A 23,966-nucleotide genomic window follows, 5' to 3' on the forward strand; every position below is an offset into this window, starting at 1 on the left:
GCGCCGCGTCAGGCGCCCGTCTTGGCCGGCACGGCGGCGGAGGCTGCCTTCACCGGATGTTCCTGCATCAGCTTGTAGGCGCGCTGATACCAGTCGGTACCCGGATAGTTGGCGCCGAGCACGGCCGCTGCCTTCTGCGCTTCCTCGGGCACCCCGAGCGCGAGATAGGTTTCGGTCAGCCGCATCAGCGCCTCGGGCACATGAGTCGTCGTCTGGTAATCGTCGACCACGCGGCGGAAGCGCATCGTCGCCGACAGCCACTGGCCGCGCGTCTCGTAGAAGCGGCCGATCTCCATCTCCTTGCCGGCGAGATGGTCGCGCACGAGATCGATCTTCAGCCGCGCATCGGCGGCATAGCGGCTGTTGGGATAGCGCCGGGTCAGTTCGCCGAGCGAATCGAGTGCCTGCTGGGTGATCTTCTGGTCGCGGGTCACATCGCTGATCTGCTCGTAATAGCCGAGCGCGATCAGGTAATAGGCATAGGGCGCATCGCGGTTGCCCGGATGGACCGAGATGAAGCGCTGCGCCGACTGGATCGAGTTGGTGTAGTCACGGTCGAGATAATAGGAGAAGGCGCTCATCAGCTGCGCGCGGCGCGCCCAGATCGAATAGGGATGCTGGCGCTCGACTTCGTCGAACAGCGCCGCGGCAAGCTTGTACTGCTTGCGGTCGAGCCGGTTCTTGCCCGTCGTGTAGAGCGTGCCCACATCGCGGGCGACATAGGGAATGTCGCTTTTCGCGCCCTTGCCGGCACAGCCGGAAACGGTGAACGCCGAAGCGGCAACAAGCGCAAGCGCGATCGAGCGGGACAGGGGGATACGCATCACAGCGATCCTTAGCCCAAGCCCTCCCGCCCGAACAACGTTTTTCGCGCGGCGGGATCGGATGGCGAGCGAGATACGTTGGTGCTATCGAACATCATTCCCAGGGGACATGCATGACCGCCACTTTGCTCGCCACCAAGCGCGTTGAGAAACCATGGGGGCGGCACGACCTGTGGCCGGGCTTTCCCGATCCCGCGCCGGGCGCCGACCCGATCGGTGAAGTGTGGTTCCAGACGCCGCATGCCGGCGAGCCCGAGCTGCTGATCAAGTATCTCTTCACCAGCCAGAAGCTGTCGGTCCAGGTCCATCCGGACGACGCATCGGCGCGCGCGGCGGGCTATCCGCGCGGCAAGGACGAAGCCTGGGTGATCCTCGCGGCCGAGCCCGACGCGACGATCGCGCTTGGCACCAGGGCGCCGATGACGAAGGACGCGCTTCGCGCTGCCTCGCTCGACGGCTCGATCGAGCATCTGCTCGACTGGAAACCGGTCAAGGCGGGGGACTTCATCTATTCCGAGGCCGGCACCGTTCATGCCATCGGCGCCGGCATCACGCTGATCGAAGTCCAGCAGAATGTCGATCTGACCTATCGCCTCTATGATTATGGCAGCGATCGCGAGCTCCATCTGGATGCGGGCGTCGCGGTCTCCGATCCGGTGCCCTTCGTACCCTTGCCTGCGCCGGCGCCGGCGCCGGACGACCGCATCATCCTGGCCGAGGGGCCGAAATTCGTCCTCGAACGCTGGCCGGCCGGACACCGCGTGGTGACCCTGCCCGAAGGCGTGACGGGCTGGTTCGTGCCGATCGCCGGCGAGGGCGTGGCGGACGGCGTGGCGTGGAAGGCCGGCGAATGCCTGATCTTCGCGGGACGCTGCGAGATCGCGGCGTCGCCGGGCAGCGACCTGCTGTTCGCCTATCCCGGCGACAAGCGCCTCTGATCAGCGCCGCCTGGGCTTGTAGGGCGTGCCCCGCCACGCCGCGGCCTGGCGGTCGGCGAGGTCGACGAGATTGCCCATCTCCACCGGCATGTCGATCAGGTGCAGGCCCCAGTCCTTCAGGATGACCCCGCCGACCGAGACGTCGCCGACGATCGTGTCGGTGCGCGGGTCGGTCGGGTTGGCGTTCACCGTGACGGCGAGATAGTCGAACCCGTCCTTCGACACGCATTCGGCCGAGATCAGGTCCGGCACCTTCACGAACGCCGTGGTGACCGGCAGGTTGTCGCTGGTCCACGGGCCCATCGGCGCGCTGCCGGTGCCGGCTCCCTTGGCGCCGAGGATCGCGTCGGTCACCACCTTGCCGCCGCCGAGCGCGGCGGGGTTGGTGCAGGCGGCGACCATGCCGGCATCGGGCACCTTGCCGAAACGGCTGTTCGCCGGCGGCGGCGAGTCGGCGCGGAAGCTGGCGTAGCTGATCACGCAATTGAACTGGTCGTCCTTGCGGCACAAAGGCAGCCGCTTGAAATCGCCGCCGACATCCTTGCCCGGCGGCACCGCGACATTGGCGCCGATCAGCATCGCCGAGATGATGTTGCGGCGGACCGGAGAGGTCTCGATCGTCCTGGCGATCAGCGCCTTCAGGACGAGCGAGCCCTGGCTGTGCCCGATCAGCACCACGCCGCGGCCCTTGTTGTCGCGGGCCAGATAGTCGTTCCACGCCGCCGTCACGTCGCTGACCGGCATGTCGCGGTCCATCGTCACGGGCTGGCCGGTGATGAAGGCGCGCAGCGCCGTCAGCGTGACCTGGCGATAGAGCGGCGCGAACACCCGGCATTCCGACGCGAAGCGTGCCGCCTGTGCCGCCGCCACGGCGAGTTCCTCCGGCCCCGGCGTCATGTCGCTGTTGGGCGTCGCATCGTTGGAGACGGTCGGGTAGACGTAGAAACAGTCGAACTGCGGCGCGGGCGCCGGCTTGAACTTCTCGATCTTCCTCTTGCCATTGGCCTGGATGACGGTGACGTCCTGATTGACCGCGCACGCATCGGCACGGCCCGGCCGGCAGAGCCATGCCGAGTCCTGGGCATAATCCGGTGCGGGTGCGGGGGGTGGCGCGGGCGCCGTCTGCGCGGCGGCGGTAACGGTGAACAAAGATATGGCGAGCAGCGCCAGTCCGGCAAGCAGCTTCATGCGATCTCTCCCCCCAGCTTCAAGCTTGGGGCATGATATCCTGACGTCTCGCGCCGGTCAAAGCGGGTAGAGCGCGCCCGCGATCCATCGGCCCTCGCCGCGCAGCACCGCCCAGGCGCGGGCCGCGGCGCGGCTGTCCATCGCCTCGATGCCGAGCCCGCGCGCCTCGATCGCGCGGACAAAGGCGAGCGGCGGGCGCACCAGCGCCGGGCCGGTGCCGAGCAGCAGGAACTCGGGGAAGGGATCGAGCGCGAGCAGCGGCGCGACATCGTCGGCGCGCAGTTCCGCCAGCGGCGGCGGCGCCCAGCCATCGGCGCGCACCGGCGAGATCAGCAGCGCGCGATAGACGCCGTCATCGACCTTGAAGCCGCCGCTCGAAAAGGCCGAGATGATCGGCCCGTCGGTCTGCTGGCCCTTATCCATGCGCATGACGGGTACCCCCGACAGACGTCAGGGCATGTCCTTGTAGGCGACCCGTTCCGGCTTCGACCCTGGCGTATCGTCCGCCTTCGGCTCGGCGCGCAGGCCGAGCGAGATGAGCAGCGAGGACGAGACGTAGATCGACGAATAGGTGCCGACGAAGATGCCGAGGATCATCGCCGCAGTGAAGCCGCGCAGCACATGGCCGCCGAAGATCAGCATCGCGAACAGCGCGAGCAGGATGGTGACCGAGGTCATCACCGTGCGCGGCAGCGTCTCGTTGACCGAAAGATCGATGATGTGCGGCATGTCCATCTTGCGATAGCGGCGCATATTCTCGCGGATGCGGTCGTCGATGACGATCTTGTCGTTGATCGAATAGCCGATGATGGTGAGCACGGCGGCGACGATGTTCAGGTCGACCTCGAACTGAGTGAGCGCGAAGAAGCCCAGGGTCATCAGCAGATCGTGGACGATCGCGACCACGGTCGAAACGCCGAACTGCCATTCGAAGCGGAAGATCGCGAACAGGCCGATGCCGAGGATGGCGAGGGCGACGGCCAGGCCGCCCTTCCACAGCAATTCGTCCGATACCTTGCCGCTGACCGTATCCTGGCGCGAGAAGCGGGCATCGGGGAAGTCCTTGACCACCGCGGCCTGGACCTGCTGGACGACGGCGTTGGTCGCGCCCGGATCATCGCTCTTGGGCAGGGGCACGCGGATCGAGATGGTCTTGTTGTCGCCGATCGGCTGGAGACGGACCTCGCCGACCTGCAGCCGCTCGATCGTCGAGCGCAGCTTGTCGAGGTTCGGGTCCGTCTGGAACTTCTCCTCGATCATCAGGCCGCCGATGAAATCGACGCCGAAATTGAGCTTGTTGACGAAGACCAGCGCGATCGAGGCGAGTGACAGCGCGATCGTCAGGCCGAACGCCCAGGCGCGCAGCGAGACGAAGGGGAGGTTGGTGTTGTCGGGGACGAGTTTGAGGAGACGCATGATGCTGCCCGATCAGATGTGGATGTCGCTGGGGCGCGTGCGGCGGACCCAGAGCACGACGAGCATGCGGGTGAAGGTGACGGCGGTGAACACCGAGGTGCAGATGCCGATCAGCAGCACGACGGCGAAACCCTTGACCGGACCCGACCCCATCGCGAGCATGATGACGCCCGAAATGGCGTGAGTCATGTTCGCCTCGAAGATGGTGCGGCTGGCTTCCTTGTAACCGAGCTCGACCGCCTGGATGACGGTGCGGCCGCGCCGCCGCTCCTCGCGGATACGCTCGTTGATCAGCACGTTGGCGTCGACCGCGGTGCCGATCGTCAGCACGAAGCCGGCGATGCCCGGCAGGGTCAGCGTGCTGCCGAACACCGCCATGACGCCGAGGATCACGAACACGTTGATGATGACCGCGAGGTTGGCATAGGCGCCGAAGCGGCCATAGGTGACGAACATGAAGACGATCACGGCGGCGGCGGCGATCGCCGAGGCCAGGATGCCGGCATGGATCGATTCCTTGCCGAGATCGGGGCCGACGGTGCGTTCCTCGACGACCTTCACGCCCACCGCGAGCTGGCCCGATTTCAGCGCGATCGCCAGTTCGTTCGCCGAGGCGACGGTGAAACTGCCTTCGATATAGCCGCTGCCGCCGAGGATCGGCGTGTTGATCCGCGGCGCGGAGATCACGTTATCGTCGACCACCACGGCGAAGCGCTGACCGGTGAATTGCTGCGTGATCCGCGCGAACTTGTTGCCGCCTTCGCTGTTGAACTTGAAGTTGACGATCGGCGCATTGCTCTGCTGGTCGAAGCCCTGGCTGGCCTCGGTCAATTGTCCGCCGGTCAGGATCACCTGGCGCTTCACGACGATGTAGCCGCCGCCTTCGGGATAGGGGAGGACCTGGCTGCCGATCGGCGCCACGGTATCCTTGGTGATCGGCCCGTTGCCGACCGAATCGTCGACCATCTTGAATTCGAGCTTGGCGGTCTTGCCGATCAGGTCCTTCAGCTGCTGCGGATTCTGCAGGCCGGGCACCTGGACCAGGATACGGTTGCCGCCCTGGCGGACGATCGTCGGCTCCTTGGTGCCGAGCGAGTCGATACGGCGGCGGATATTCTCCGTCGTGTCGTCCATCGCCTGGTTGATGGCCTGATCGCTGCCCGCCTTGCTCGGCGTGACCACGAAGCGGGTCCCGTCGACCACGCTGATGTCCCAGACGCGCTGGCCGGTGAAGCCGGCGCCGCTGCCGGCGAGCGGCAACAGGCGTTCGCGCGCGGCGTCGATCTGGGTGACGTCGCGGACGAAGAAGCTGAGCTTGCCGTCCTTCGACGAGATGTCGCCGATCTCGATGCGCGGGCTTCGCTTGAGCGTGCTCGAGATCTGCTGGCTCATATTGTCGAGCCGCGATGCGAGGAACGCGTCGGTATCCGCCTCCAGCAACAAATGACTGCCGCCGGCGAGATCGAGACCCAGGTTGATCCGGGGCATCCAGCTCTTCGTATAGTTTTCCGGGACGAAGCTGGGGATCGCCAGCGCCATCAGCGCGGCGAGCAGCACCAGGATCGAGGTGACCTTCCAGCGCGGGAAATCAAGCATCGGATCAGTCGTTCGCCGGCTTGGTACCGAACGGAGTGACCTCCGCCAGCATCGCCTTGACCACGCGCACCTTGACGGTGGGGGCGATCTCGACCTCGACGAAACGCTCGTCGACCTTGGTCACCTTGCCGACCAAGCCGCCTGCGGTCACGACCGAATCATTCTTCTTCACTGCGTCCAGCGTGGCGCGGTGCGCCTTGGCCTTTTGCTGCTGCGGGCGCAGCACCAGGAAATAGAAGACCGGGATGAGCAGCAGGTAGGGAATGAGCACCAGGAAGGAACCGCCGCTCGAGGCGGCGCCGGTGGCGGCATAGGCTGGGGTTGCGAACATGGCATCCTGAATGGCTTGGCCGAAATGGCTGGGGTATCGAAAGGGAAAAGACCCACTCTATAAGCGCCGCGCGCTATCACTTGTCCGGTGGTCACGCAACATGGGTTGCCCGTGCGGGCGGGCCCGGCATTGACAGGCACAGGGGGAGAGCGGCGCCATGACCATCATCGTATTGGGACATATCCGGACCGGCAGCGGGGAAGGCGAGAAGCTTCGCGCGCTGCTCGTCGAGCATATGGCGACGACCAGTGCCGAGGATGGCTGCGAATTCTACAATTTCGCCCATGACGCGGGCGACCCCGACCTGATCCGCATCTCCGAACGCTGGGCCTCGGCCGAAGCGATCGCCGCGCATGGCGTCGCGGATCACCAGAAGGCGTTCGGCAAGAGCCTGGGGGGCTTCGACATCAAGGAGATCAGCGTGAAGGCGTGGGATGGCCAGTTCTGGAAGACGCTCATTGGGAATGACATTGGGGACTGAGGGGGCGAACGAGCCGAATCGGGCTTGCCCGTCGTTCCGGCGGCGGCTTACCAACGGGACCATGTTGAAAGCCGCGATCGCCCTTCTCCTGCTCGCGCCCGCCGCGGCGACCTCCGCCCCGGCGCGCGATGCGCTGACTCAGACCGTCTTCACCGTGCGCGACAAGGCGGCTGTCCTGGTGCAACTCGCCGCCGTGGTGGACGATGCCAATGCGATCCTGGCCCGGGCGCCGGGGGACGGCGACGCGCTGCTTACCCGGGCGATGGCGATCGGATACCGCGCCAAGCTGACCAAGAGCCGGAGCGACGCCCTCGCATCGCGCGCGCAGTTCGAGGCGCTGGTCGCGCGCAACCCGCGCGACCCCGAGGCGCAGGCGGCGCTGGGCGGCTGGCATATCGACGCGGTCGAGGCGCTGGGCGGGCTGACCGCCCGCGCCGTGCTCGGCGCGCGCAAGGTGACGGGCTATGAGGCGACCGACCGCGCCGTCGCGCTCGGCGGGGATCGGGCGCTGTTCACCGGACTCGCCGCGCTGCTGCGGCTGTCGATCGATCCGGCCGATGCACGCGGCGCGTCGCTGGCCGAGGCCGCCATCCGCGGCACGACGCCCACGCCGCTCGACCGGATGATGCAGCGCCGCGCGGTCGAAATGGTCAATGCGCTCAAGGGCGGCGACCCGCGCCTGGTCAAGGCGCTGGCCAAGCGCCTGCTGCCGCTGGGGCAGATCAGGGACTAGCGCGCGCGCATCGCGGTTTCGTCCAACAGCATGGCCGGCGACCCTTCGCTGTTATCGAGCGATAACAGCGAAGGAACAGGGAAGATATTTTCTTTTCCTGTTTTTGTCCAGTTTTGTTGGATATATTATCTTTATATATCAGTATATTGGTGGGATCATCCCTGTTCCTGCATAACAGCGAACGGGCCGCGCATAACAGGGAACGGGCCCTCCGATAACAGCGAGGATCTTCGTCGGGGCGGGGACCGGACATCGTCCAACAGAGTCGCGGTCATGAGAAACAGCAGGCGGGCATGCAGGCTGCACCCGCCACCCGCGCTGTGGCACGATCTTCGCGCGGGTTGAATCGATCCGCGGCGCGCCGCGCCGATTTCGACCTGCGATTGCCGGGCACCTTCCGCGCTTGCATCCGGCGCGTCACCCGCATATGTGCCCCACCCTCGGTCGGGGCGTAGCGCAGCCTGGTAGCGCATCACACTGGGGGTGTGGGGGTCGCAGGTTCGAATCCTGTCGCCCCGACCAAGATTTCTCACACCGTTTCGATTGTTGCGCGGGCATCGGAAGTGCCCGTTTCCCTGCGCGCGCCTTGTATGGGTGGCGTACAAACTCTCAGTGAACGCCAACCTCAAAGCGGCGTTGGCAAGCATGGGAGTCAAGCGCTGCACAATGTCTTAAAGTGGGGGAAAGCAGTCGGTCCGCTTTGGAGCGATCCGACAGCGATAACGCGCGTTCGTTCATATGCGGGCGAGACTCTGGCCGATCCGGTCATCATAATGTCGGGGACTGGTCGTCGCTTTCCAAGCTTCGGCGGTGCTGGCGGTCAATTCGGCCACGCGGCCTTAAGGACCCGCCGGAAGGCTCAGCGTAAGGAGTGCGAGCAAGAAAAAGCAGGATGGAACCTATTGAAACTTGCCAGGCGTGTAAGACGGGTCCAAGCCTAGGCCGTAGATCGTCACGCATCGACAAATTATACAACCGAGATAGGCAGGGGGCCGAAATGGCAAAAACAAAAGTTTTCGTTAGCTACGACCATTCGGAAGACGCTCTATACAAACGTCTTCTACAAGCATGGGACGCTAACGCGAATTTTGATTTCGAGTTCGACAGTCGCGGGCCAAATGTCCCGATTAACAGTGACGATGCCGGGGTAATCAAGGCATCTTTGACGAAATTGCTGAAGTCTGCCACGCATCTGTTGGTAATTGTGGGCGAGAAGAGCAGTACCAGTGATTGGATGGCTTGGGAGATTGCCCGTGCGAAACAGTCCGACATCAAGCTCAAGCTGGCTGCGGTGAAGCTGAATAAGGGCAACGTCACGCCTGCGGGTCTGTTGAACGTCGGCACCTCTTGGGCGACCAGCTTCGAACGGGACCGGATCGTCGATGCACTCAACGACGCGAAAGTCGGATACTGATTCGCGGATAATCGGCGCCTGCCGGCTCGACCGCCCCTCGCGCGGTCGATCCGGCGCGCTCACCGTCATCAGGGATTTATCGGTGGTGATCGTATGACCGAAGATAGTCGTGCCATATGTTTCGTTGTGATGGGTTTCGGTAAGAAGACTGACTTTGAATCCGGGCGGACGATCGATTTGGATGCGACCTACGAGGCGATCATCGAACCAGCCGCAACTAAGCATAACCTGCGGTGCATTAGGGCGGATGAGATCACGCATTCCGGCATCATTGACACGCCGATGTACGAGATGCTGCTTCGGTCCGATCTCGTCATCGCCGACATTTCGACGGGTAACGTCAACGCAGTGTACGAGCTCGGGGTGCGGCATGCGCTGCGGCCAAACTGCACCATCATCATGAAAGAGCGCGAGGGCAGGCTCTATTTCGACCTGAACCACGTCAACACCTTCGAGTACGATCACCTTGGTGAAGATATCGGGGCGCGTGAAGCCCAGCGCGCCACCCGCGACCTGGGGATCCTGATTAAAGAGGTCATGGCGTCAGGCAGGACGGACAGCCCCGTCTACACCTATCTTCCGCGGCTCATGCAGCCCAAGCTCAGCGAAGAGGAGTTCTCGGATCTGGTTGACGAGACTGAGGCCGCGCAGGAGAGGCTTTCGGAACTGATGCAAAGGGGAGAGGCGGCGATGAAGGCCAGCGACCCCGAGGGCGCGGTCGAAGCGTTTCAGGCTGCCTCCCATCTAAAGGGTCCGGATCCGTTCATCACCCAGCAGCTGGGTCTTGCGACCTACAAGACGAAGAAGCCTTCGCCGTTGGAAGCGTTGATCGCAGGTCTGCGGATCATGGATCAGTTGAGCCCCGACGCGTCCAACGATCCGGAGACTCTCGGGATCACCGGTGCAATACGCAAGCGCCTCTGGCATCTGACGGGCGATCGTGCTCAGCTCGATGCCGCCATCCGCTATTACGGACGCGGCTTCGAGGTCCGGCGGGACTACTACAATGGCGAGAATTTGGCGCTGTGTTACGAGTTCAGGCAGGTGTTGCAGGCCGATCCGGACGAAGCCTTATATGACCGCTTGAGCGCCCGGAAGGTTCGGACGGTACTGTTCGAAACCCTATCGCTCCTCATTGAAACACCGTCCTTCGATGACCGATCCGACAAGCGCTGGGTGTTGGCGACGCTTGCGAACTGCGCATACGCACTCGGCAAGCCGCACGAGGGCGATCAGTTCGAAGGGAGGTTCATGGCGGAGCAGCCGGCAATCTGGGAGATCGAGACCTATGAGGATTCCAAGGCCCATGTCCGGGGTGCTTGTCCGCCGGACGCACCGGTGGCCGACATCCCGTCGCCGGGTGAGCTGTAGCTCCATGGTTACTAAAGCCGGCAGGCAGGTGCCATGAAGTTCCCCGCTCTCCATGCCGTGGCGGATCGCGCCTCCGACCGTCAGCAGTCGCTCTACTTCAGTCTAGTGCTTGCGGAATATGCAGCGCTCCTAGCGGTTGGCGTTCTCAGCGTGAACATGATCCCGGACGGGCGCTACATCATTCTGTACGGCGTGTTGCTGGGGGCTGCGCTCGCTACGCTTGTCGTCCGATCAGTCCTGAAGCCCGAAAAGCGCTGGTATCAGGCGCGCGCTTTGGCAGAATCGGTGAAAACCACCACGTGGAAATTCGCCATGGTCGCCAGACCCTTCGAGCACGACGGGGAGGATAGGCGCCGTCTGCGTCAGATGCTGCAGGAGCTGCTCGACGCGAACCGCAGCGTGGGCTCGCAGTTCGGCAACGGTGGCGCCGGAGGCGACCAGATCACCGGCGAGATGGAGGCGGTCCGCATGCTGCCCCGATCTGAACGGCTGGATGTCTACATGCGGGACCGCGTGGAGGACCAGCTCGATTGGTACAGCCGAAAATCTAAGTTGAATTCGACCGCGGGCCGGAGATTTGCGGTCATCCTCGGCTGCTTGTACGTGATCGCGTTCGTCGTCCTCCTGATCCGGCTGGACCAGCCCCAGTGGATCTACGCCCATCCCGATCCGCTGATCCTCCTCGGCGCCTCCGTTCTCGGATGGATGCAGATCAAGCGGTTCAATGAGTTGGGCGCCTCTTACGGGCTCACCGCCACCGAGATCGGAATATTGAAGTCTCGTGCTCCCGAGATCGCGGATGACGCCGCGTTATCGATCTTCATCGACGACGCTGAGGAGGCGTTCTCCCGTGAACACACGCAGTGGCTTGCCAGACGATCGGCCCTGCAAAACCGTCCGAATTGATAGAGCGGTCGTGGAACCAATCGTCATCGCCGGCGGCTGCTACTTTGAAGCCTGCGAAGCGCCCTACTGGCGAGCGCTAATTACGGTGACACGTGCAACAATCCCTTTACTCTACCAAGCGGCTTGCTAACCTCGGCAAATGGCCCGACTTCCCCGCATCGTGCTTCCTGGCCTTCCGCATCATGTGACGCAGCGGGGAAACCGTCGCGAGCCGGTGTTCTTCGAGGATGGCGATTATGAACTCTACCTCGATCTTCTGTCCGAAGCGGCGGGGCGATCGCAGGTAGCCATCTGGGGCTATTGCCTGATGCCCAATCACGTGCACATCATCGCCGTGCCGGGTGATGAGGACGGACTGCGCCGTACCTTTCGCCACGTCCACCGCCACTATACCGGCTATATCAATGCGCGGATGCGGGTGACGGGGCATTTGTGGCAGGGGCGATTCAGCTCGGTCGCGATGGACGAAGCGCATCTGGTCGGGGCGTTGCGCTATGTCGCGCTCAATCCGGTCCGGGCGCGGTTGGTCGAGCGGCCCGAGGACTGGCGATGGTCCAGCACGGCAGCGCACATCGCCGGCGCGAGCGACCGCTTCGTCGATGTGGTGCCGGGGCTCGATCGCGTGGGTGATTTCGCCGCTTTCCTGGGTGAGGAGTTCGACGAGGTGCTGAGCTATGCAGCTCTGCGCCGCGCGGAAAGTGTCGGCCGTCCGGTTGGGTCGAAGGCGTGGCTCGCCGATATGGAGGCCCGTACCGGCATGGCCCTCGCGCCGCGCAAGCGTGGGCCCGTACCGAAGGGTGGAGATGGAGTTTAGGGGTTATTGCACGTGTCACCGTAATTGGTGAACGGCAACAGGTGGTGGTCAGCGAACGCTCTTCACTGATTCGGGCGGTGGCGCAAAAAACCACGGAGGGCCAACTTCGAACTTCCAAATGTTAGTCATCTCAACCTGGCAAGGATACATTGCCAGATGCCCGAAAGCGCCAGGCTTCCGGGCGATTCGGCCCTTGCCTTCCATCCAATATTCGCCAGCATCTTGTGACTGTCCGCTGGCCTTGCGCAGCCGTTCGCGATCCGCCCGCGCGCTGTCGGTGAACTCTAGCCAGCAATATCTGCTCATGTCGTCCGTGCCATCACCGTGCACAGGTGCCGAGCAGTTTTCCCGAGCCTCAGGGCAGAACACGACGGCGCTCTGCTCGAAGCCGAACTGGAGTGCACCCCTAGATTGAGACAGTAAAATTAGGGACAGCCCTTTTGGAGGAGGGTTTGATGTCCAAGATTGTTCGACGAAGATTTGGCCGAGCGTTCAAGCTGGAGGTGGTCGCTCGCATGGCGGCGGGCGAGAGCGGGACGGCGCTATCGCGCGAGTTGGGGATCAAGCGGACGATCCTGTACCGTTGGCGTGATGCGGTTCGCGATGGTGGCGAAGAAGCGCTACGCGATGGCCCCGGCCGCCCCAACGGCGTGGAGAAGGCAGCGATGGCGCTGGCGCGAGGTCCGGCGGCGCGCGCGCGTGACCTGAGCGAAGCGCGGCAGCAGATTGCCGAGCTGGAGCGCAAGGTCGGCGAGCAGCAGGTGGCGCTGGATTTTTTCAGGGGTGCCTTGCAGCGTATCGAGGCGTCACGTCAGCCGAGCGACGGCAATGGCGTGACGGGGTCATCGCCCAGATTCAGGCGATGACAGGTCTGCAAGGCTGTGGATCGATGCTGTCGGTGGAGCAGTTGTGCCGGCTCTCTCTGGTGAGCCGGGCCGCTTTCTATCGGCGTTGGCACGATAGCGCCCCCAAGGTCGAGGAGACGGCGCTGCGCGATCGGCTGCAACGCCTTTGCATCACGCACCGGCATTACGGCTATCGCCGGATCGTAGCGCTGCTCAGGCGCGATGACTGGGTCATCAACCACAAGCGCGTGCTTCGCCTGATGCGGGAGGACAACCTGCTGTGCCTGAGGAAGCCACTGTTCCGGCCGGCCACCACAGACTCGCGCCATGGCTGGCGGGTGTGGCCCAACCTGGCGCGTCATCTGATGCCCACCGCCGTCAATCAGCTGTGGGTGGCGGACATCACCTATGTCCGCCTGGCCGAGGCGTTCGTCTATCTCGCGGTGATCCTCGATGCGTTCAGTCGCAAGGTGGTCGGCTGGGCAATGGCGGATCACCTGCGCGCGGAGCTGGCGCTCGATGCGCTTGCGATGGCGCTGGAGCGGCGCCCGGTCGTATCGGGTGCGCTGGTCCACCACTCCGACCGCGGCGTTCAGTACGCGTGTGGCGATTACATCGCCCGTCTGGAGGCCGTCGGTATCCTGCCCAGCATGAGCCGGATCGCCTGCCCGTATGACAATGCGATGGCCGAGAGCTTCATGAAGACGCTGAAGCAGGAGCAGGTAAACGGCGCAGACTACCGCGATCTCGCGCATGCCAGGGCCGAGATCGGCGCCTTCATCGAGCAGGTCTACAACCGACAGCGCCTGCACTCCGCCTTGGCCTATCTGTCACCGGACGAGTATGAAGAAATGTCGCCAGGGGTGCTGCGCAGCAGCCCCTCGCCATGACAGCAACGCGCTGTCCCTAATTATCGTGTCTCAACACTGGGGTGCACTCCAAACATGGCCTTGCCCTTAATTGGCGTCGTGTCGCCATATTCGGGGTCTCCGCCGACTTGGCTTGCTTGGCGATTCCCGAACGAAGGCCCGCTCGAGCAACCTGCGACCAGGAACGACAACGCGAGTACTTGCCATTGATGTTTGCCCATGGAGCAAAGGTACACCATGCTTCTATGTCCGCAACACGGTCGACAGCGGCCGATCCACGGTTGCCTGGACGAAGGGCATAGCCGACACCCCGGACGATACCGGGAAGGAGCGGCAGACTGCCGGCCCGCCGTGTGATGTCGAGGTCAAATCGCTCAACGACGTTCGGAGCGCGAGCGGCCAAAGGTCGCACCGCAGATTAGATCTGATCGCCGCCGACGCTCGCCGAGCGATGCAGACAAACGGCACCTATTAAACGGTGACACGTGCCGTTCCGCGCTACCGGTACATTCGAGCCGCCTCTGCCTTGAACAGCGTCTGATCCGGATCAGCCGCCCGGCCGGTAGGCGGAGTCGCGCGCGTTGATCGCGGCCTGCCAGACCCGTAGGACGTTGCCGCCCCACAGCTTGTCGATCGCTTCCGGCGAATAGCCGCGGCGTTTCAGCTCGGTCGTGACATTGGCGGTCTCGCCCACATCCGCCCAGCCGGTGACGCCGCCGCCATGGTTGAAGTCGGACGAGAGCGCGACGTGGTCGATGCCGATCCGCTTCACGGCATAATCCACCGCGTCGACCAGGTTGGACACCGTCGCGACCGGCTCCTGGCCGACAATGTCGTGGTAGCGCCGGTCATAGTCGGCCTGGCGATCGGGCGAGAGGAGCGTGCCGCCGGCGGGGGAAAGGCCGAATTCGGCCTGAAGGGCAGCGACCGCCTTCAGGGTGGCCGGGCTCCGCGCGCGCAGATAGGCGCTGAACGCGTTGATGCCGATCACACCGCCCTTTGCCTTCAGCGCATCGAGCTGCGCGTCGCTCAGGTTGCGTGTCGTGTCGACCAGGGCGCGGACGTCGCTATGGGTGGCGATGACGGGCGCGCGGCTGAGCGCCAGCACCTGGTCGAACGCCTGATCCGACAATTGCGAGACGTCGATCAGCACGCCGAGGTCGTTGAGGCGCTTCACCGCCTGGCGGCCGAGCGGCGACAGGCCCTGATGTTCGGCGGGCCGGTCGCCCAGTTGCAGCGCGGGGCGCGAGGAATCGGCGAACTGGTTGTGCCCGGCATGGACGAAGCCGAGGATGCTGACGCCCCGCGCGTGCCAGCGGTCGAAGGCGTTCAGGTCGTCGCCGAGCGGCCAGGCGTTCAACAGGCTCTCGACCACCGCGACCCTGCCGCTCGCGACGATGCGGCGGACATCGGCCGGGCTGCGCGCGAAGCCGGCAAGGGTGGGATTACGATCGGCAATGGCGTGGATCGCCGCGTCGCGGGCGACGAAAGCCTTCTGGGCGTCCGCGAGGGTGGCGGGATCGCGGGCGCCCTGCGGGACGAACAGCGCGATGGCCGCGGTGGTCAGTCCGCCCTTGCGGGCACGGACCAGATCGAATTGCGAACCCGGATCGGACAGGCCCGACCAGCCCGGCGCCACCGCCGATTTGGGAAGATCGATATGGGGGTCGAACACGATATTCTGCGCCGCGAGCGGGGTGGTGGCGAGCAGGGCGGCAACCAGGGCGATGGGCGCCGATATCATGAACCGCATGGTCAATTCCTTTGCTTGAGTCAGCGCAATTCGGGGTAGCCGGCGGCGGCGGCGTCGCTTTCGAGCGTGCGAAGCGGGGCGAACCGGTCGACGCCGCCGGGAACGATGTCCGCCAGGAACAGCGCGGCGCGGGTGTCGGCGAGGCCGGGATCGGCGGCGACATGCGCCAGCGCGATGCGCAGCGCAGCGACGGTCTCGATGCCGGTGTTGCGCGAGGTCACGAACGGGGGCGTGGCCGAACTGGCGGTGGTGGCGATGGTCTGGAGGGATTCGGTCAGCTCGGGTTCGGCGCGCGCGATCGCCGCGAAGCTGACCGCGTCGATCGCGGCGATATCGGCCTCCCCCATGACGATCGCGCTGAGGCTCTGGCGGTGCGCCCCGGTCTCGCGGACCTCGGCGAAGAAGCGGCCATTGGCGGCAAGCGGCGCGATGGCGGCGCGGAACAGGTTCAGGCCGGTGTTGGAATGGCGATCGTTGATCGCGGCCCGGCGATCACGATAGGCGTCGAGTGTCGTCGCGTCGCCCTGGCGAGTCACGAGCAGGCTGTGGTGCAGCGCGTCGCTACAGCCCGGCGCATCATAGACCGGGAGCGCCAGCACGCGCAGGGCGAGCGAGTCGTCAGTGACCAGCGGGAAGCCGCAGATCTGCCCGAACAGCAGGTCGGGATCATGCCAGCTGTCCTGGACCGAGCGGGTGCGATCGAGCCGGTCGGGCACGCCCGGGATGCCGCGGTCGCGCAGGATGCGCGCGAGTTCCGCCCAGAGCCGGTCGTTCGCCGCCCGCTGGCGGCCATGATCGTACATGCCGAGCGAGGCGATGCCGGTCCTCATGCCCGCTGATCGCCATGATGGGGGTGAAGCTGCACGTCATGCGCGTCGCGCGAGAAGCGCCGGACGATCTCGCCATAGCCGGCATAGCGCACCGTGCCGTCGCCGATCAGGCGGGCGCGGTGCGCGCGGTGATGCGCCGGCAGCCGGTACCAGGGCAGGCCGGGGCGGTCGTGATGCGCGGCATGGAGGTTGTTGTTGAGGAACAGCAGGGCCAGCGGGCCGCCCCGCTCGACCGTCGCGGCGCGCCCGCTGGTGGCGAGATCGGCGCGGTGCTCGGCATAGGAGCGCAGGTTGGTGAGCGCCATGCCGGGATAGACGAAGCACAGCAGGTAGCGGCCGATGCCGAGCCCGACATGGTCGAGCCAGACCAGCAGCAGCGCGACCGCCAGCAGATGGGGCACCCAATCGCGCAGGACCGCGAGCGGCGCCGACCGGGCGCGACGGACTTCCTCGCGCGCGAATTTGGCGATCGCGATTGGCGGGCCGAGCAGCAGGTGGCCGGGCAGCGTCGACTGGAGCCGGGCGGCGACCCAGTCGATCCCGCCGCGCCGGTCGACATAGCGGGATTCGGGGTCCTCGCGCGGATCGGTGATCGCCGGGCTGGCATGATGGGCGATATGGCTGCTGCGATAGAGCCGATAGGGAAGCCATAGCGACAGCGGGACGAAGCCGATCGCGCCGTCGATCCAGCGGATGCCGGTCGGGTGGCCATGGATCGTCTCATGCTGCAGCGATCCGTGCCAGGCGAGCAGCCAGCCGCCGATCAGCACGAGCAGCGGGGCGGGGATCGAGGCGTGCCAGAGCGTCGCGGCGATCCAGCCGCCATAGATCGCCACAGCGATGGCGATGGTCGGCCAGCCGATAGGTCGAACGGTCGGGGTGATGAACGGCGGGCGAGACAAAATCATGCGGTGCGGGGCCTTTCCCAAGGTCCCGCCAAATCTCCATCAATTTGATGGGATATTCAACGCAGGGAGGAATTGGGTGCGGCGAAGTTTTGCTTTTCCGGGATGAACGCGCGCGCACCACGCCTGGCGGCCGTCGCGGCTGGACCGGCCCCGTAAAACACTTTTCCTATATCATATATTTGATATAGGTCTGCGCCGACTCCACGCTCCGACATGGCAAAAGCCAGGGGGCGGCGGAGAGAAGAATATCCGGCGGCGCGCGCCGGTCCTTTTGGAGGGAGATGAGGATGCGTGTTCTGACGACGATGATGACCGCCGGGATGATGGGGGCCGCAGCGATGCTGGCGCATCAGGCATTCGCCCAAACCGCAGGGCCCCAGGGCGGTCCGCCCCCGGGCGCCCGCCCCGCGCCGCCGCCGCCGATCTTCGGCTGGGTGCCCAAAAAGACCCCGGTCCAGGCCTATGTCGCGCCGAACAAGCCGTGGTGGAAGCTCTCCGACGTGCTCGCGCTGCACAAGGGCCAGGCGACCTGGTCCCAGCCGATCGTGCGCAACAAGGACCTGATGGCCGACTGGCATCAGCTCGCGCCGGGCGGCAAGACCACCCCGGTGCTGTCGGCCGACAACCGCGTCGCGATGATCGTGTGGAGCGGCCAGGTGCGCGTCAACATCAAGGGCCAGGAGCCGTTCGTCGCCTCCAAGGGCTTCGAGATCAACATTCCGCTGCGCCTGCCCTATTCGCTCGAGACGGTCGGCGGCGAACCCGGCCTCTGGCTCGAGGTGCATCAGGCGGGCGACATCCCGATCTATCCGGTCGAGAGCACGCCGGACAAGCCGGCCGATGTGAAGGGCATCACCTATACCAAGACGATCCTGTCGGGCGGCGACGGCGTCTATGACGGGCCCAACAAGCCCTATCTCGACTATTACAAGGATGTCGTCGCCGGGGGTGCCCGCGCGGGCGCGTTCATCGCCAGCGACCACATGTTCGTGAACAACATCCGCGGCAAGGGCACGCCCACGCCGCCGCCGAGCAATCTCGGCCATTTCCATACCGACTATTCCGAGTTCTGGTTCGTGATGGAAGGCAAGATCGATTATCAGATCCAGGGCATTCCCGTGTTCACCGCGTCGCCCGGCGATGTGGTGACCGCCGAGGTCGGCCGCTGGCACCGCGCCAGCTGGGGCGGCACGGTCGGCGAGATGGCGACCCGCGTCGCGATCAACCCGTTCCCGCGCGGCCTGCACAATTACACGCCGGAATCGATGGGCCGGCAATAAGGGCGTCGATTCATCCTGTCGGACACCCCGCCCGCGAGAGCGGGCGGGGTTTCTTTTGAGGGCACGTCACCACCAGTCGTCACCGCGGACTCGCTCCGGGGCCGCGCGCCGCATGGCAACCAGCCTCCATTCCTGCGGGCCGATGGATGCCGGAACAAGTCCGGCATGACGGGACTGCTGGAATGGTCGTCAGGAATGTCGGCGCCTCAGCGCGCCAGGGCGGCGAGCTTTCCCGTATCGACCGAGGCCACGGCCTGTTTCAGCGTATCGATGCTCGGCGCATTGCCGTCGGCCGAGACCATGAAGCGGCTCGCGACCATCGTGCCATAGCTGCCATGGTTCGATTCAGTGTTCCATTTCTCGGACACCATCGCGCCGCCGACCATCTCGGTCTTCTCATAACCGGTCGCGGTCTGCTTGCTCGACTGCATGTTCATCGCGCCGCCCAGCGAAGCGAGCGCGCCGGCGGCGCCCATGTCGGTGACCGACAGGCTGAAGCTCTGATCGCCCGAGCTATAGCGCCCCTCGGCATGGCTGCCGGTGATCCCGCCGACGCCGCCGCTCTGCGATTCCACATCGCCGCGCGTGAAGCCGCCGATCGACGCCGGCAGCATCGCCTGAAGCGTGGCGGCGGGGATCGGCGTCGCCGTCCCGTTCTGCATCTTCTCGGTCGCCGCCTTCATGTTGGCGACGGCGGCGTTGGCCTTGTCGAGATCGACCTTGCCCACCCCCGGCAGGTTCAGCGATCCGCCGACCGTACCGCTATCGGTGGCGGCGCTGATCATCGGCCGCGCCAGTGAGGAACCGACCTGCGCCGCGACCGCGCCGCAGACCAGGAACAGGATGATCGCGACGAGCATCGTCACCACGATATAGGCCGTCGCCTTGCCCTCGGGCACCTTCATCAGGATCGGCAGGCCGACCCAGAGCAGATAGAGGCCGTACAGCCCGAGCAGGCTGAGCCAGGCAAGCGACGGGATGATCTGGAAGATGCCGGCCAGCCAGCCCGCGGTCCCGGTGAAGGCGGCGACCTTGAAGGCCGATACCGGGTTCCGGGTGCCATCGAAGCTGGGCGCCAGCGCGTTGATGATCAGCGACAGGAGATAGACGCCGATCAGCGCCATGACATAGCCGATCAGCGCGGTCCCGATCGCGGCGCCGATCGGCGGGCGATAGGTGACGCCGAGAAAGCTGTAGCCGAAGACGAGCGTGCCGATCAGCCCGGCAACCGGGCCGATTGCGGCCAGCGGCACGACCCACCCCGTATAGATGCCCTTGATCGTCATCGGTTCCGCGTCGATGCGCGGCCATTCCTGCGCGGGCGCGGTCAGCAGTCGCTTGATCCGTTCCACCATGTTTGTGGGTCGATCGCCTGGAATTTGCGTGGCCATTGCCTGCTCCCTGTTGCTCTCCCCCCTTGCGCGACCCTAGCCCGGGGCGTCCCGAAGGATAGGATCAAGGCGACATGCGCGGCGGTTTCGCCCCGATCCGGCCATATCACGGTTCGGGGTCGTTGGCCTTTCCGGAGACGCGGCGGCGCTATTTCAGGGCAGCGCTGTCCAGCTTCAGGGCGCTGGCCGGGATCAGCTCGAGGTTCGGATAGTCCTTCCTGAGTGCCTCGATGAAATCCTTCGAATCCCCTACCACGACGATGCTCGCCTTGCCCGGATCGAGCAGCGTGGCGGCCGCGGCCTGCACCGCTGCGGGATCGACTGCCGAGACTTTCGTGGTGAAGGCCTTGAGCTCGCTCAGCGGCACCTCCTGCACGACATAGTCGCCCAGCACGTCGGCGATGCCGTCGGTCGTCTCCACGCCGCGGCCGAAATCACCGATCAGCGTCGCCTTGCGCGGCTCGAGCTCGTTCGCGGGCACCGGCTCGGTGCCGAGCCGCTTCATCTCGGCGACCATGATCGCGACGGTTTCGGGCGCGGTCGGGTTCTTGGTCTGAGTCCGCGCCGAGATCGACCCCGGCATGCGCCGCGCCGACAGGGAGCTGCCCGCGCCATAAGCGAGGCCGCGCTTGATCCGGATCTCCTGGTTGAGCCGCGACGAGAAGCCGCCGCCGAGCACGGTGTTGGCGACGCTCGCCGGATAGAAGGCGGGGTCGCGCCGCGCGATGCCGGGGCGCGCGACGACCACGCCGGCCTGGCCGGCGCCGGGCATGTCGACCACGATCACACGCGGCTGGGGCGATGGCGGCGCGCCGGGTGCGGCGGCTGCCCGGGCAGCGCCGGACTTCCAGCCGGCAAAGTTCTTCTCCGCCAGGGCCCTGGCGGCAGCCGGGGTGATGTCCCCGACCAGGATCAGGGTCGTCTGGCCGGGTTGCCATGTCGCGCCATAGGCCGCGCGGATATCGGCGGCCTTGATCGCCTTGAGTGAATCGGGCGTCCCGGACAGGACATGGCCATAGGCCTGGTTGCCGTACACCGCGCGGCTCGCGACGAGGCCGGCAAGCTGGGCTGGATCCTTGAGCGTGACGGTGACGCCGTCGATCGCCTGGGCGCGGGCCCGCTCGATCTCCTCGTCGGCGAAGGCGGGGTTCCGCGCGACATCGGCGAGGATGGTCAGCGCGGGCGCGGCCTGGTCCGATTTCACCGTGACCGTGATCGACGAGCCGTCCCAGCTTGCATCGCTGCCGATCGACCCGCCAAGCGCCTCGACCTGCGCGGCGATCTGCGTGGCGGATCGAGTCCTGGTGCCTTTGGTCAGCAGATCGGCGGTCAGGTCGCCGACGCCGGCGCGGTCGGCCGGGTCGGCCGCGCCGCCGCCGGGCGCGACCAGCGTGGCGGTGATCAGCGGCAGATCATGCTTTTCGACCACCAGCACGCGCAGCCCGTTGGCGAGCCTGATCTCCTGCGGCGAGGGGATGGCGGCGGCGATCGGGGTCCCCGCCACGGGCGGCGCCAGGCGCTGGCCATCCGGGGCGGGCGTCACGATCGCGACATTGGCGGGCGCGACCAAGGGCGCGACCTGGACCGTCGAGGCGACCGTCACCGCATCGCCCTTGGCGCCCGCTGGCGCGCTCTCGGCCGGAAGATAATGGATCGCGGCCGAGCGTTCGTCGCGCAGATATTTCTTCGCGACGCGCTGGAGGTCGGCGGCCGTCACCTGGGCGATCTCGGCGATCTGGCGGTCGGACGCGCGCGGATCGCCGTTGATGATCACCGACGCGGCCAGCGCCGAGGCCTTGCCTTCCGCCGTCTCGCGGCCGCGGAGCACGCCGGTCAGGATCTCGTTCTTCGCTTCGGACAGCTCGGCGGGGGTGACCGGCGCATCGCGCAGCCGCGCCACTTCGCGGCGCAGCGCGGCTTCGCCGGCATCGGCGGTCTTGCCGCCGGCGAGGATCGCGAACACCGCCAGATTGCCCGGGCCCTGCTTGGTGTCGAGATAGGTCTCGGCGCTCTGGGCGAGCTGGTCGCGATAGACGAGCGTTTCGTACAGCCGCGAGCTTTCGCCCTGCGACAGCACGGCGTTCAGCACGGTCAGCGCCGGCATGTCCGCATTGTTGTCGGGCGGCACCGGATAGCTGATCATCACCGCGGGCAGCGGTGTGTTCTGTTCATAGACGGTGACATGCGTGGCCTTGGTCCGCTCGGGCTCGGTCACCGTCACGCGCGGGATCGGGCGATCCGGCTTCTTGATGCCCGCGAAATACTGGTCGACCCAGGCATCGAGCTGCTTCGCATCGAAATTGCCGGAGACGACGAGAATGGCATTGTCGGGCCGGTAATAGGTCGCGTGGAAGGCGCGGACATCGTCGATCGTCGCGCTTTCCAGATTCTCCAGGCTGCCGATGCCCGGCCGGGCATAGGGATGTGTCGTGTAGGAGATTTCCGGGAAATAGATCGAGAACAGCTTGCCATAGGGCTGGGCGAGGGTGCGCAGGCGCAGCTCCTCCTTCACCACGTCGCGCTCCGAGGCGAAGCTCTTGGGCTCGACCACCAGGCTCGCCATGCGGTCGGCCTCGGCGAACAGCAGCCGCTGCAGATGGTTGGCCGGCACCACCTCGTAATAATTGGTATAGTCGTCATTGGTGGAGGCGTTGTTGTAGCCGCCGACATCCTCGGTCAGCCGGTCCATCTGCTCCGAGACGAGGTTGCGTGTCGCCTTGAACATCAGATGCTCGAACATGTGCGCGAAGCCCGACCGGCCGGCGGGATCGTCCTTCGACCCGACATCGTACCAGACCTGCACCGAGACGTTGGAGGTGCCCGTATCGCGGATCGCGTAGACTTTCAGCCCATTCGCCAGGGTGCGCTCGGTGAAGTCGATCGGCTTCACCGCCGCGGCCGGCGCGGGCGCCTTTTGGGCCTGTGCCGAAAGCGGGAGCAGGGCGGCGCCGAGCAGAAGGGCGGCACGATAAAGACGCATGAACGACTCCGGTAAGGCGGAAGGATTGCCGCAAGGTGTCGCTGTGGGGTCGAGCTGTGTCAATTGCGTGAGACACCGCGCGGGCGCGCGGCGGCAGGGGCAAACTGTGTCCGATCTATTGAAACGCTCGTTCCGGGGTGCGATGCATGAGGGGGAGGAACGGAGGGGGACATGCGCATCATCATCTTGGCGACGGTGCTGGCGATGGCACCAGCCTCATCGGCGCTGGGCGCGCCGCAATCGGGTCGCCTCGTTTCGTCTACCGTCGGGTCCATCACGGCGGTCACCCCGGGCGAAGCTTTTTATGTCGAGGTCGGGGTGGTGCCGGTGATGGCGTTGCGACTTTCCCGACCTTTCAAAAGCAGCATGAAAGGCTCGATGGGCTTCCCCTTCGCCTTTTCGATCGACAGTGTCGTGCTGGTGAGCGCGGGCAGGAGCGCGGATGGGCGCTGGACCTATTTTACGCCCAGGGACAATGCTTTCACCGCGTCGCACGGTCTGCTGGGTTCAGTGATCGCGCCCGGCGATACGGTCGGTTTGCGAGTCAGCAAGTCCGGGGAACGCGAATGGTTCGTCGATAACTCGATTCACAACGGCTTCACCACCATCTGGACGCGCCGGGTAAAGGATACGGATCCTACCGTGACATCCGAGGTCGGTGGGATCGAGTCGGATGGAAATCCCGCGGAACGTCTCCTTTTTCTCGGTACCGACGGGGACAAGGTCCGGGTGCGTGAGGAAACCATTTCCACCCACGGTCTCCAGCGCGACGATTTCGTCTTTCCGATGGATGCGACCGGGCGTGGGGCGGGGGCGATCAAGGGCGCCGAGTTCACCTTCGTCGCCACACCGCAACGAGCGCTTTTCACGATCACCCGCATGATGGGAAGTACCGATCGCCAGGCCGTCCCTGAACCGCTTGAGCCAGATCCGCAGCCCCGAACCCTTCCTCTGTCCGGCGGCAGGACGAGGCTCTAGAGCGGCGATCGTTAAATCTGATCCGTTCGTCCTGAGTAGGGATCGAGTAGCCGAAGGCGTATCGAGAGCCCGTATCGAAGGACAGGTTGTCGCGCGGAACCTGTCCTTCGATACGCCCTC

At 65.4% G+C, this 23,966-nt stretch carries 22 protein-coding genes and 1 tRNA gene; 12 read left to right on the top strand and 11 right to left on the bottom strand.

All coding sequences use genetic code 11. The features are described 5' to 3' along the window. Positions 1-8: 8 nt before the first annotated feature. Positions 9-824 (bottom strand): outer membrane protein assembly factor BamD, encoded by an 816-nt coding sequence (locus tag ACZ1I5_RS02110; RefSeq protein ID WP_465172098.1) that lies wholly within the window; start codon positions 822-824, stop codon positions 9-11. A gap of 113 nt (positions 825-937) precedes the next feature. On the opposite strand from ACZ1I5_RS02110, the gene ACZ1I5_RS02115 reads away from it, so the two are divergent. Further along, a complete protein-coding gene (locus tag ACZ1I5_RS02115; RefSeq protein WP_465172099.1) occupies positions 938-1,762 on the top strand; it encodes a class I mannose-6-phosphate isomerase in 825 nt (274 codons plus the stop codon). Here the strand turns inward: ACZ1I5_RS02115 and ACZ1I5_RS02120 are convergent, their stop codons facing one another. From ACZ1I5_RS02120 to yajC, 5 genes are read right to left on the bottom strand one after another with little or no spacing between them, the layout of a single operon-like run. Continuing rightward, positions 1,763-2,950, bottom strand: a complete 1,188-nt coding sequence (locus tag ACZ1I5_RS02120) for a DUF3089 domain-containing protein (protein ID WP_465172100.1) — start codon at positions 2,948-2,950, stop codon at positions 1,763-1,765. 57 nt (positions 2,951-3,007) lie between these two features. Beyond that, the gene (locus ACZ1I5_RS02125; protein ID WP_465172101.1) at positions 3,008-3,379 is read right to left on the bottom strand and encodes an MTH938/NDUFAF3 family protein; all 372 of its coding nucleotides are present in this window, start codon (positions 3,377-3,379) and stop codon (positions 3,008-3,010) included. 21 nt (positions 3,380-3,400) lie between these two features. Then, the gene (secF, locus tag ACZ1I5_RS02130; protein ID WP_465172102.1) at positions 3,401-4,366 is read right to left on the bottom strand and encodes a protein translocase subunit SecF; all 966 of its coding nucleotides are present in this window, start codon (positions 4,364-4,366) and stop codon (positions 3,401-3,403) included. A gap of 12 nt (positions 4,367-4,378) precedes the next feature. After that, the gene (secD, locus tag ACZ1I5_RS02135) at positions 4,379-5,962 is read right to left on the bottom strand and encodes a protein translocase subunit SecD (protein ID WP_465172103.1); all 1,584 of its coding nucleotides are present in this window, start codon (positions 5,960-5,962) and stop codon (positions 4,379-4,381) included. A gap of 4 nt (positions 5,963-5,966) precedes the next feature. Beyond that, positions 5,967-6,293 carry a preprotein translocase subunit YajC gene (yajC, locus tag ACZ1I5_RS02140; RefSeq protein WP_465172104.1) on the bottom strand — a complete coding sequence of 109 codons (327 nt, stop codon included), beginning with the start codon at positions 6,291-6,293 and terminating at the stop codon, positions 5,967-5,969. Positions 6,294-6,450: 157 nt separating this feature from the next. Here yajC and ACZ1I5_RS02145 point away from each other — a divergent pair, with 157 nt between their 5' ends. From ACZ1I5_RS02145 to ACZ1I5_RS02185, 9 genes are all read left to right on the top strand, one after another. Continuing rightward, complete coding sequence (locus ACZ1I5_RS02145; RefSeq protein WP_465172105.1) at positions 6,451-6,774, top strand: putative quinol monooxygenase; 324 nt, start codon at positions 6,451-6,453, stop codon at positions 6,772-6,774. Positions 6,775-6,835: 61 nt separating this feature from the next. Then, complete coding sequence (locus tag ACZ1I5_RS02150) at positions 6,836-7,507, top strand: hypothetical protein (RefSeq protein WP_465172106.1); 672 nt, start codon at positions 6,836-6,838, stop codon at positions 7,505-7,507. Positions 7,508-7,952: 445 nt separating this feature from the next. Continuing rightward, a tRNA-Pro gene (locus tag ACZ1I5_RS02155) sits at positions 7,953-8,029 on the top strand. A 475-nt stretch (positions 8,030-8,504) separates the two neighbouring features. Continuing rightward, complete coding sequence (locus tag ACZ1I5_RS02160) at positions 8,505-8,921, top strand: TIR domain-containing protein (protein ID WP_465172107.1); 417 nt, start codon at positions 8,505-8,507, stop codon at positions 8,919-8,921. Positions 8,922-9,014: 93 nt separating this feature from the next. Then, complete coding sequence (locus ACZ1I5_RS02165) at positions 9,015-10,292, top strand: tetratricopeptide repeat-containing protein (RefSeq protein WP_465172108.1); 1,278 nt, start codon at positions 9,015-9,017, stop codon at positions 10,290-10,292. Between the two features lie 33 nt (positions 10,293-10,325). Then, on the top strand, positions 10,326-11,198 hold the full coding sequence (locus tag ACZ1I5_RS02170) for a DUF4231 domain-containing protein (protein ID WP_465172109.1): 873 nt from the start codon (positions 10,326-10,328) through the stop codon (positions 11,196-11,198). A gap of 139 nt (positions 11,199-11,337) precedes the next feature. After that, positions 11,338-12,012, top strand: coding sequence for a transposase (locus ACZ1I5_RS02175; protein ID WP_465172110.1), 675 nt, complete (start codon positions 11,338-11,340; stop codon positions 12,010-12,012). 455 nt (positions 12,013-12,467) lie between these two features. Next, a complete protein-coding gene (locus ACZ1I5_RS02180) occupies positions 12,468-12,878 on the top strand; it encodes a transposase (RefSeq protein WP_465169738.1) in 411 nt (136 codons plus the stop codon). Positions 12,879-12,901: 23 nt separating this feature from the next. Beyond that, positions 12,902-13,747 carry an IS3 family transposase gene (locus ACZ1I5_RS02185; protein WP_465169739.1) on the top strand — a complete coding sequence of 282 codons (846 nt, stop codon included), beginning with the start codon at positions 12,902-12,904 and terminating at the stop codon, positions 13,745-13,747. Between the two features lie 526 nt (positions 13,748-14,273). On the opposite strand, the gene ACZ1I5_RS02190 is transcribed toward ACZ1I5_RS02185, so the two are convergent. The 3 genes from ACZ1I5_RS02190 to ACZ1I5_RS02200 are packed head-to-tail and all read right to left on the bottom strand — an operon-like array spanning position 14,274 to position 17,217. Then, on the bottom strand, positions 14,274-15,479 hold the full coding sequence (locus tag ACZ1I5_RS02190) for a dipeptidase (protein WP_465172111.1): 1,206 nt from the start codon (positions 15,477-15,479) through the stop codon (positions 14,274-14,276). A 20-nt stretch (positions 15,480-15,499) separates the two neighbouring features. Then, positions 15,500-16,309 carry a phosphate/phosphite/phosphonate ABC transporter substrate-binding protein gene (locus ACZ1I5_RS02195; RefSeq protein WP_465172112.1) on the bottom strand — a complete coding sequence of 270 codons (810 nt, stop codon included), beginning with the start codon at positions 16,307-16,309 and terminating at the stop codon, positions 15,500-15,502. Further along, positions 16,306-17,217: a fatty acid desaturase gene (locus ACZ1I5_RS02200; RefSeq protein WP_465172113.1), complete on the bottom strand. Its 912-nt coding sequence runs from the start codon at positions 17,215-17,217 to the stop codon at positions 16,306-16,308. The genes ACZ1I5_RS02195 and ACZ1I5_RS02200 overlap by 4 nt, the downstream gene beginning before the upstream one ends. 287 nt (positions 17,218-17,504) lie before the next feature. On the opposite strand from ACZ1I5_RS02200, the gene ACZ1I5_RS02205 reads away from it, so the two are divergent. Then, positions 17,505-18,497, top strand: coding sequence for a cupin domain-containing protein (locus ACZ1I5_RS02205; RefSeq protein WP_465172114.1), 993 nt, complete (start codon positions 17,505-17,507; stop codon positions 18,495-18,497). A gap of 206 nt (positions 18,498-18,703) precedes the next feature. On the opposite strand, the gene ACZ1I5_RS02210 is transcribed toward ACZ1I5_RS02205, so the two are convergent. Together ACZ1I5_RS02210 and ACZ1I5_RS02215 are read right to left on the bottom strand one after the other, a co-directional pair. Then, entirely contained in the window at positions 18,704-19,852 is a 1,149-nt protein-coding gene (locus ACZ1I5_RS02210; RefSeq protein WP_465172115.1) for a Yip1 family protein, read from the bottom strand. Between the two features lie 184 nt (positions 19,853-20,036). Beyond that, positions 20,037-22,868, bottom strand: a complete 2,832-nt coding sequence (locus ACZ1I5_RS02215) for a M16 family metallopeptidase (protein ID WP_465172116.1) — start codon at positions 22,866-22,868, stop codon at positions 20,037-20,039. Between the two features lie 171 nt (positions 22,869-23,039). Here ACZ1I5_RS02215 and ACZ1I5_RS02220 point away from each other — a divergent pair, with 171 nt between their 5' ends. Next, a complete protein-coding gene (locus tag ACZ1I5_RS02220) occupies positions 23,040-23,846 on the top strand; it encodes a hypothetical protein (protein ID WP_465172117.1) in 807 nt (268 codons plus the stop codon). The last annotated feature ends 120 nt before the right edge of the window (positions 23,847-23,966 follow it).

This window comes from Sphingomonas sp. BL-S-30, assembly GCF_055521475.1.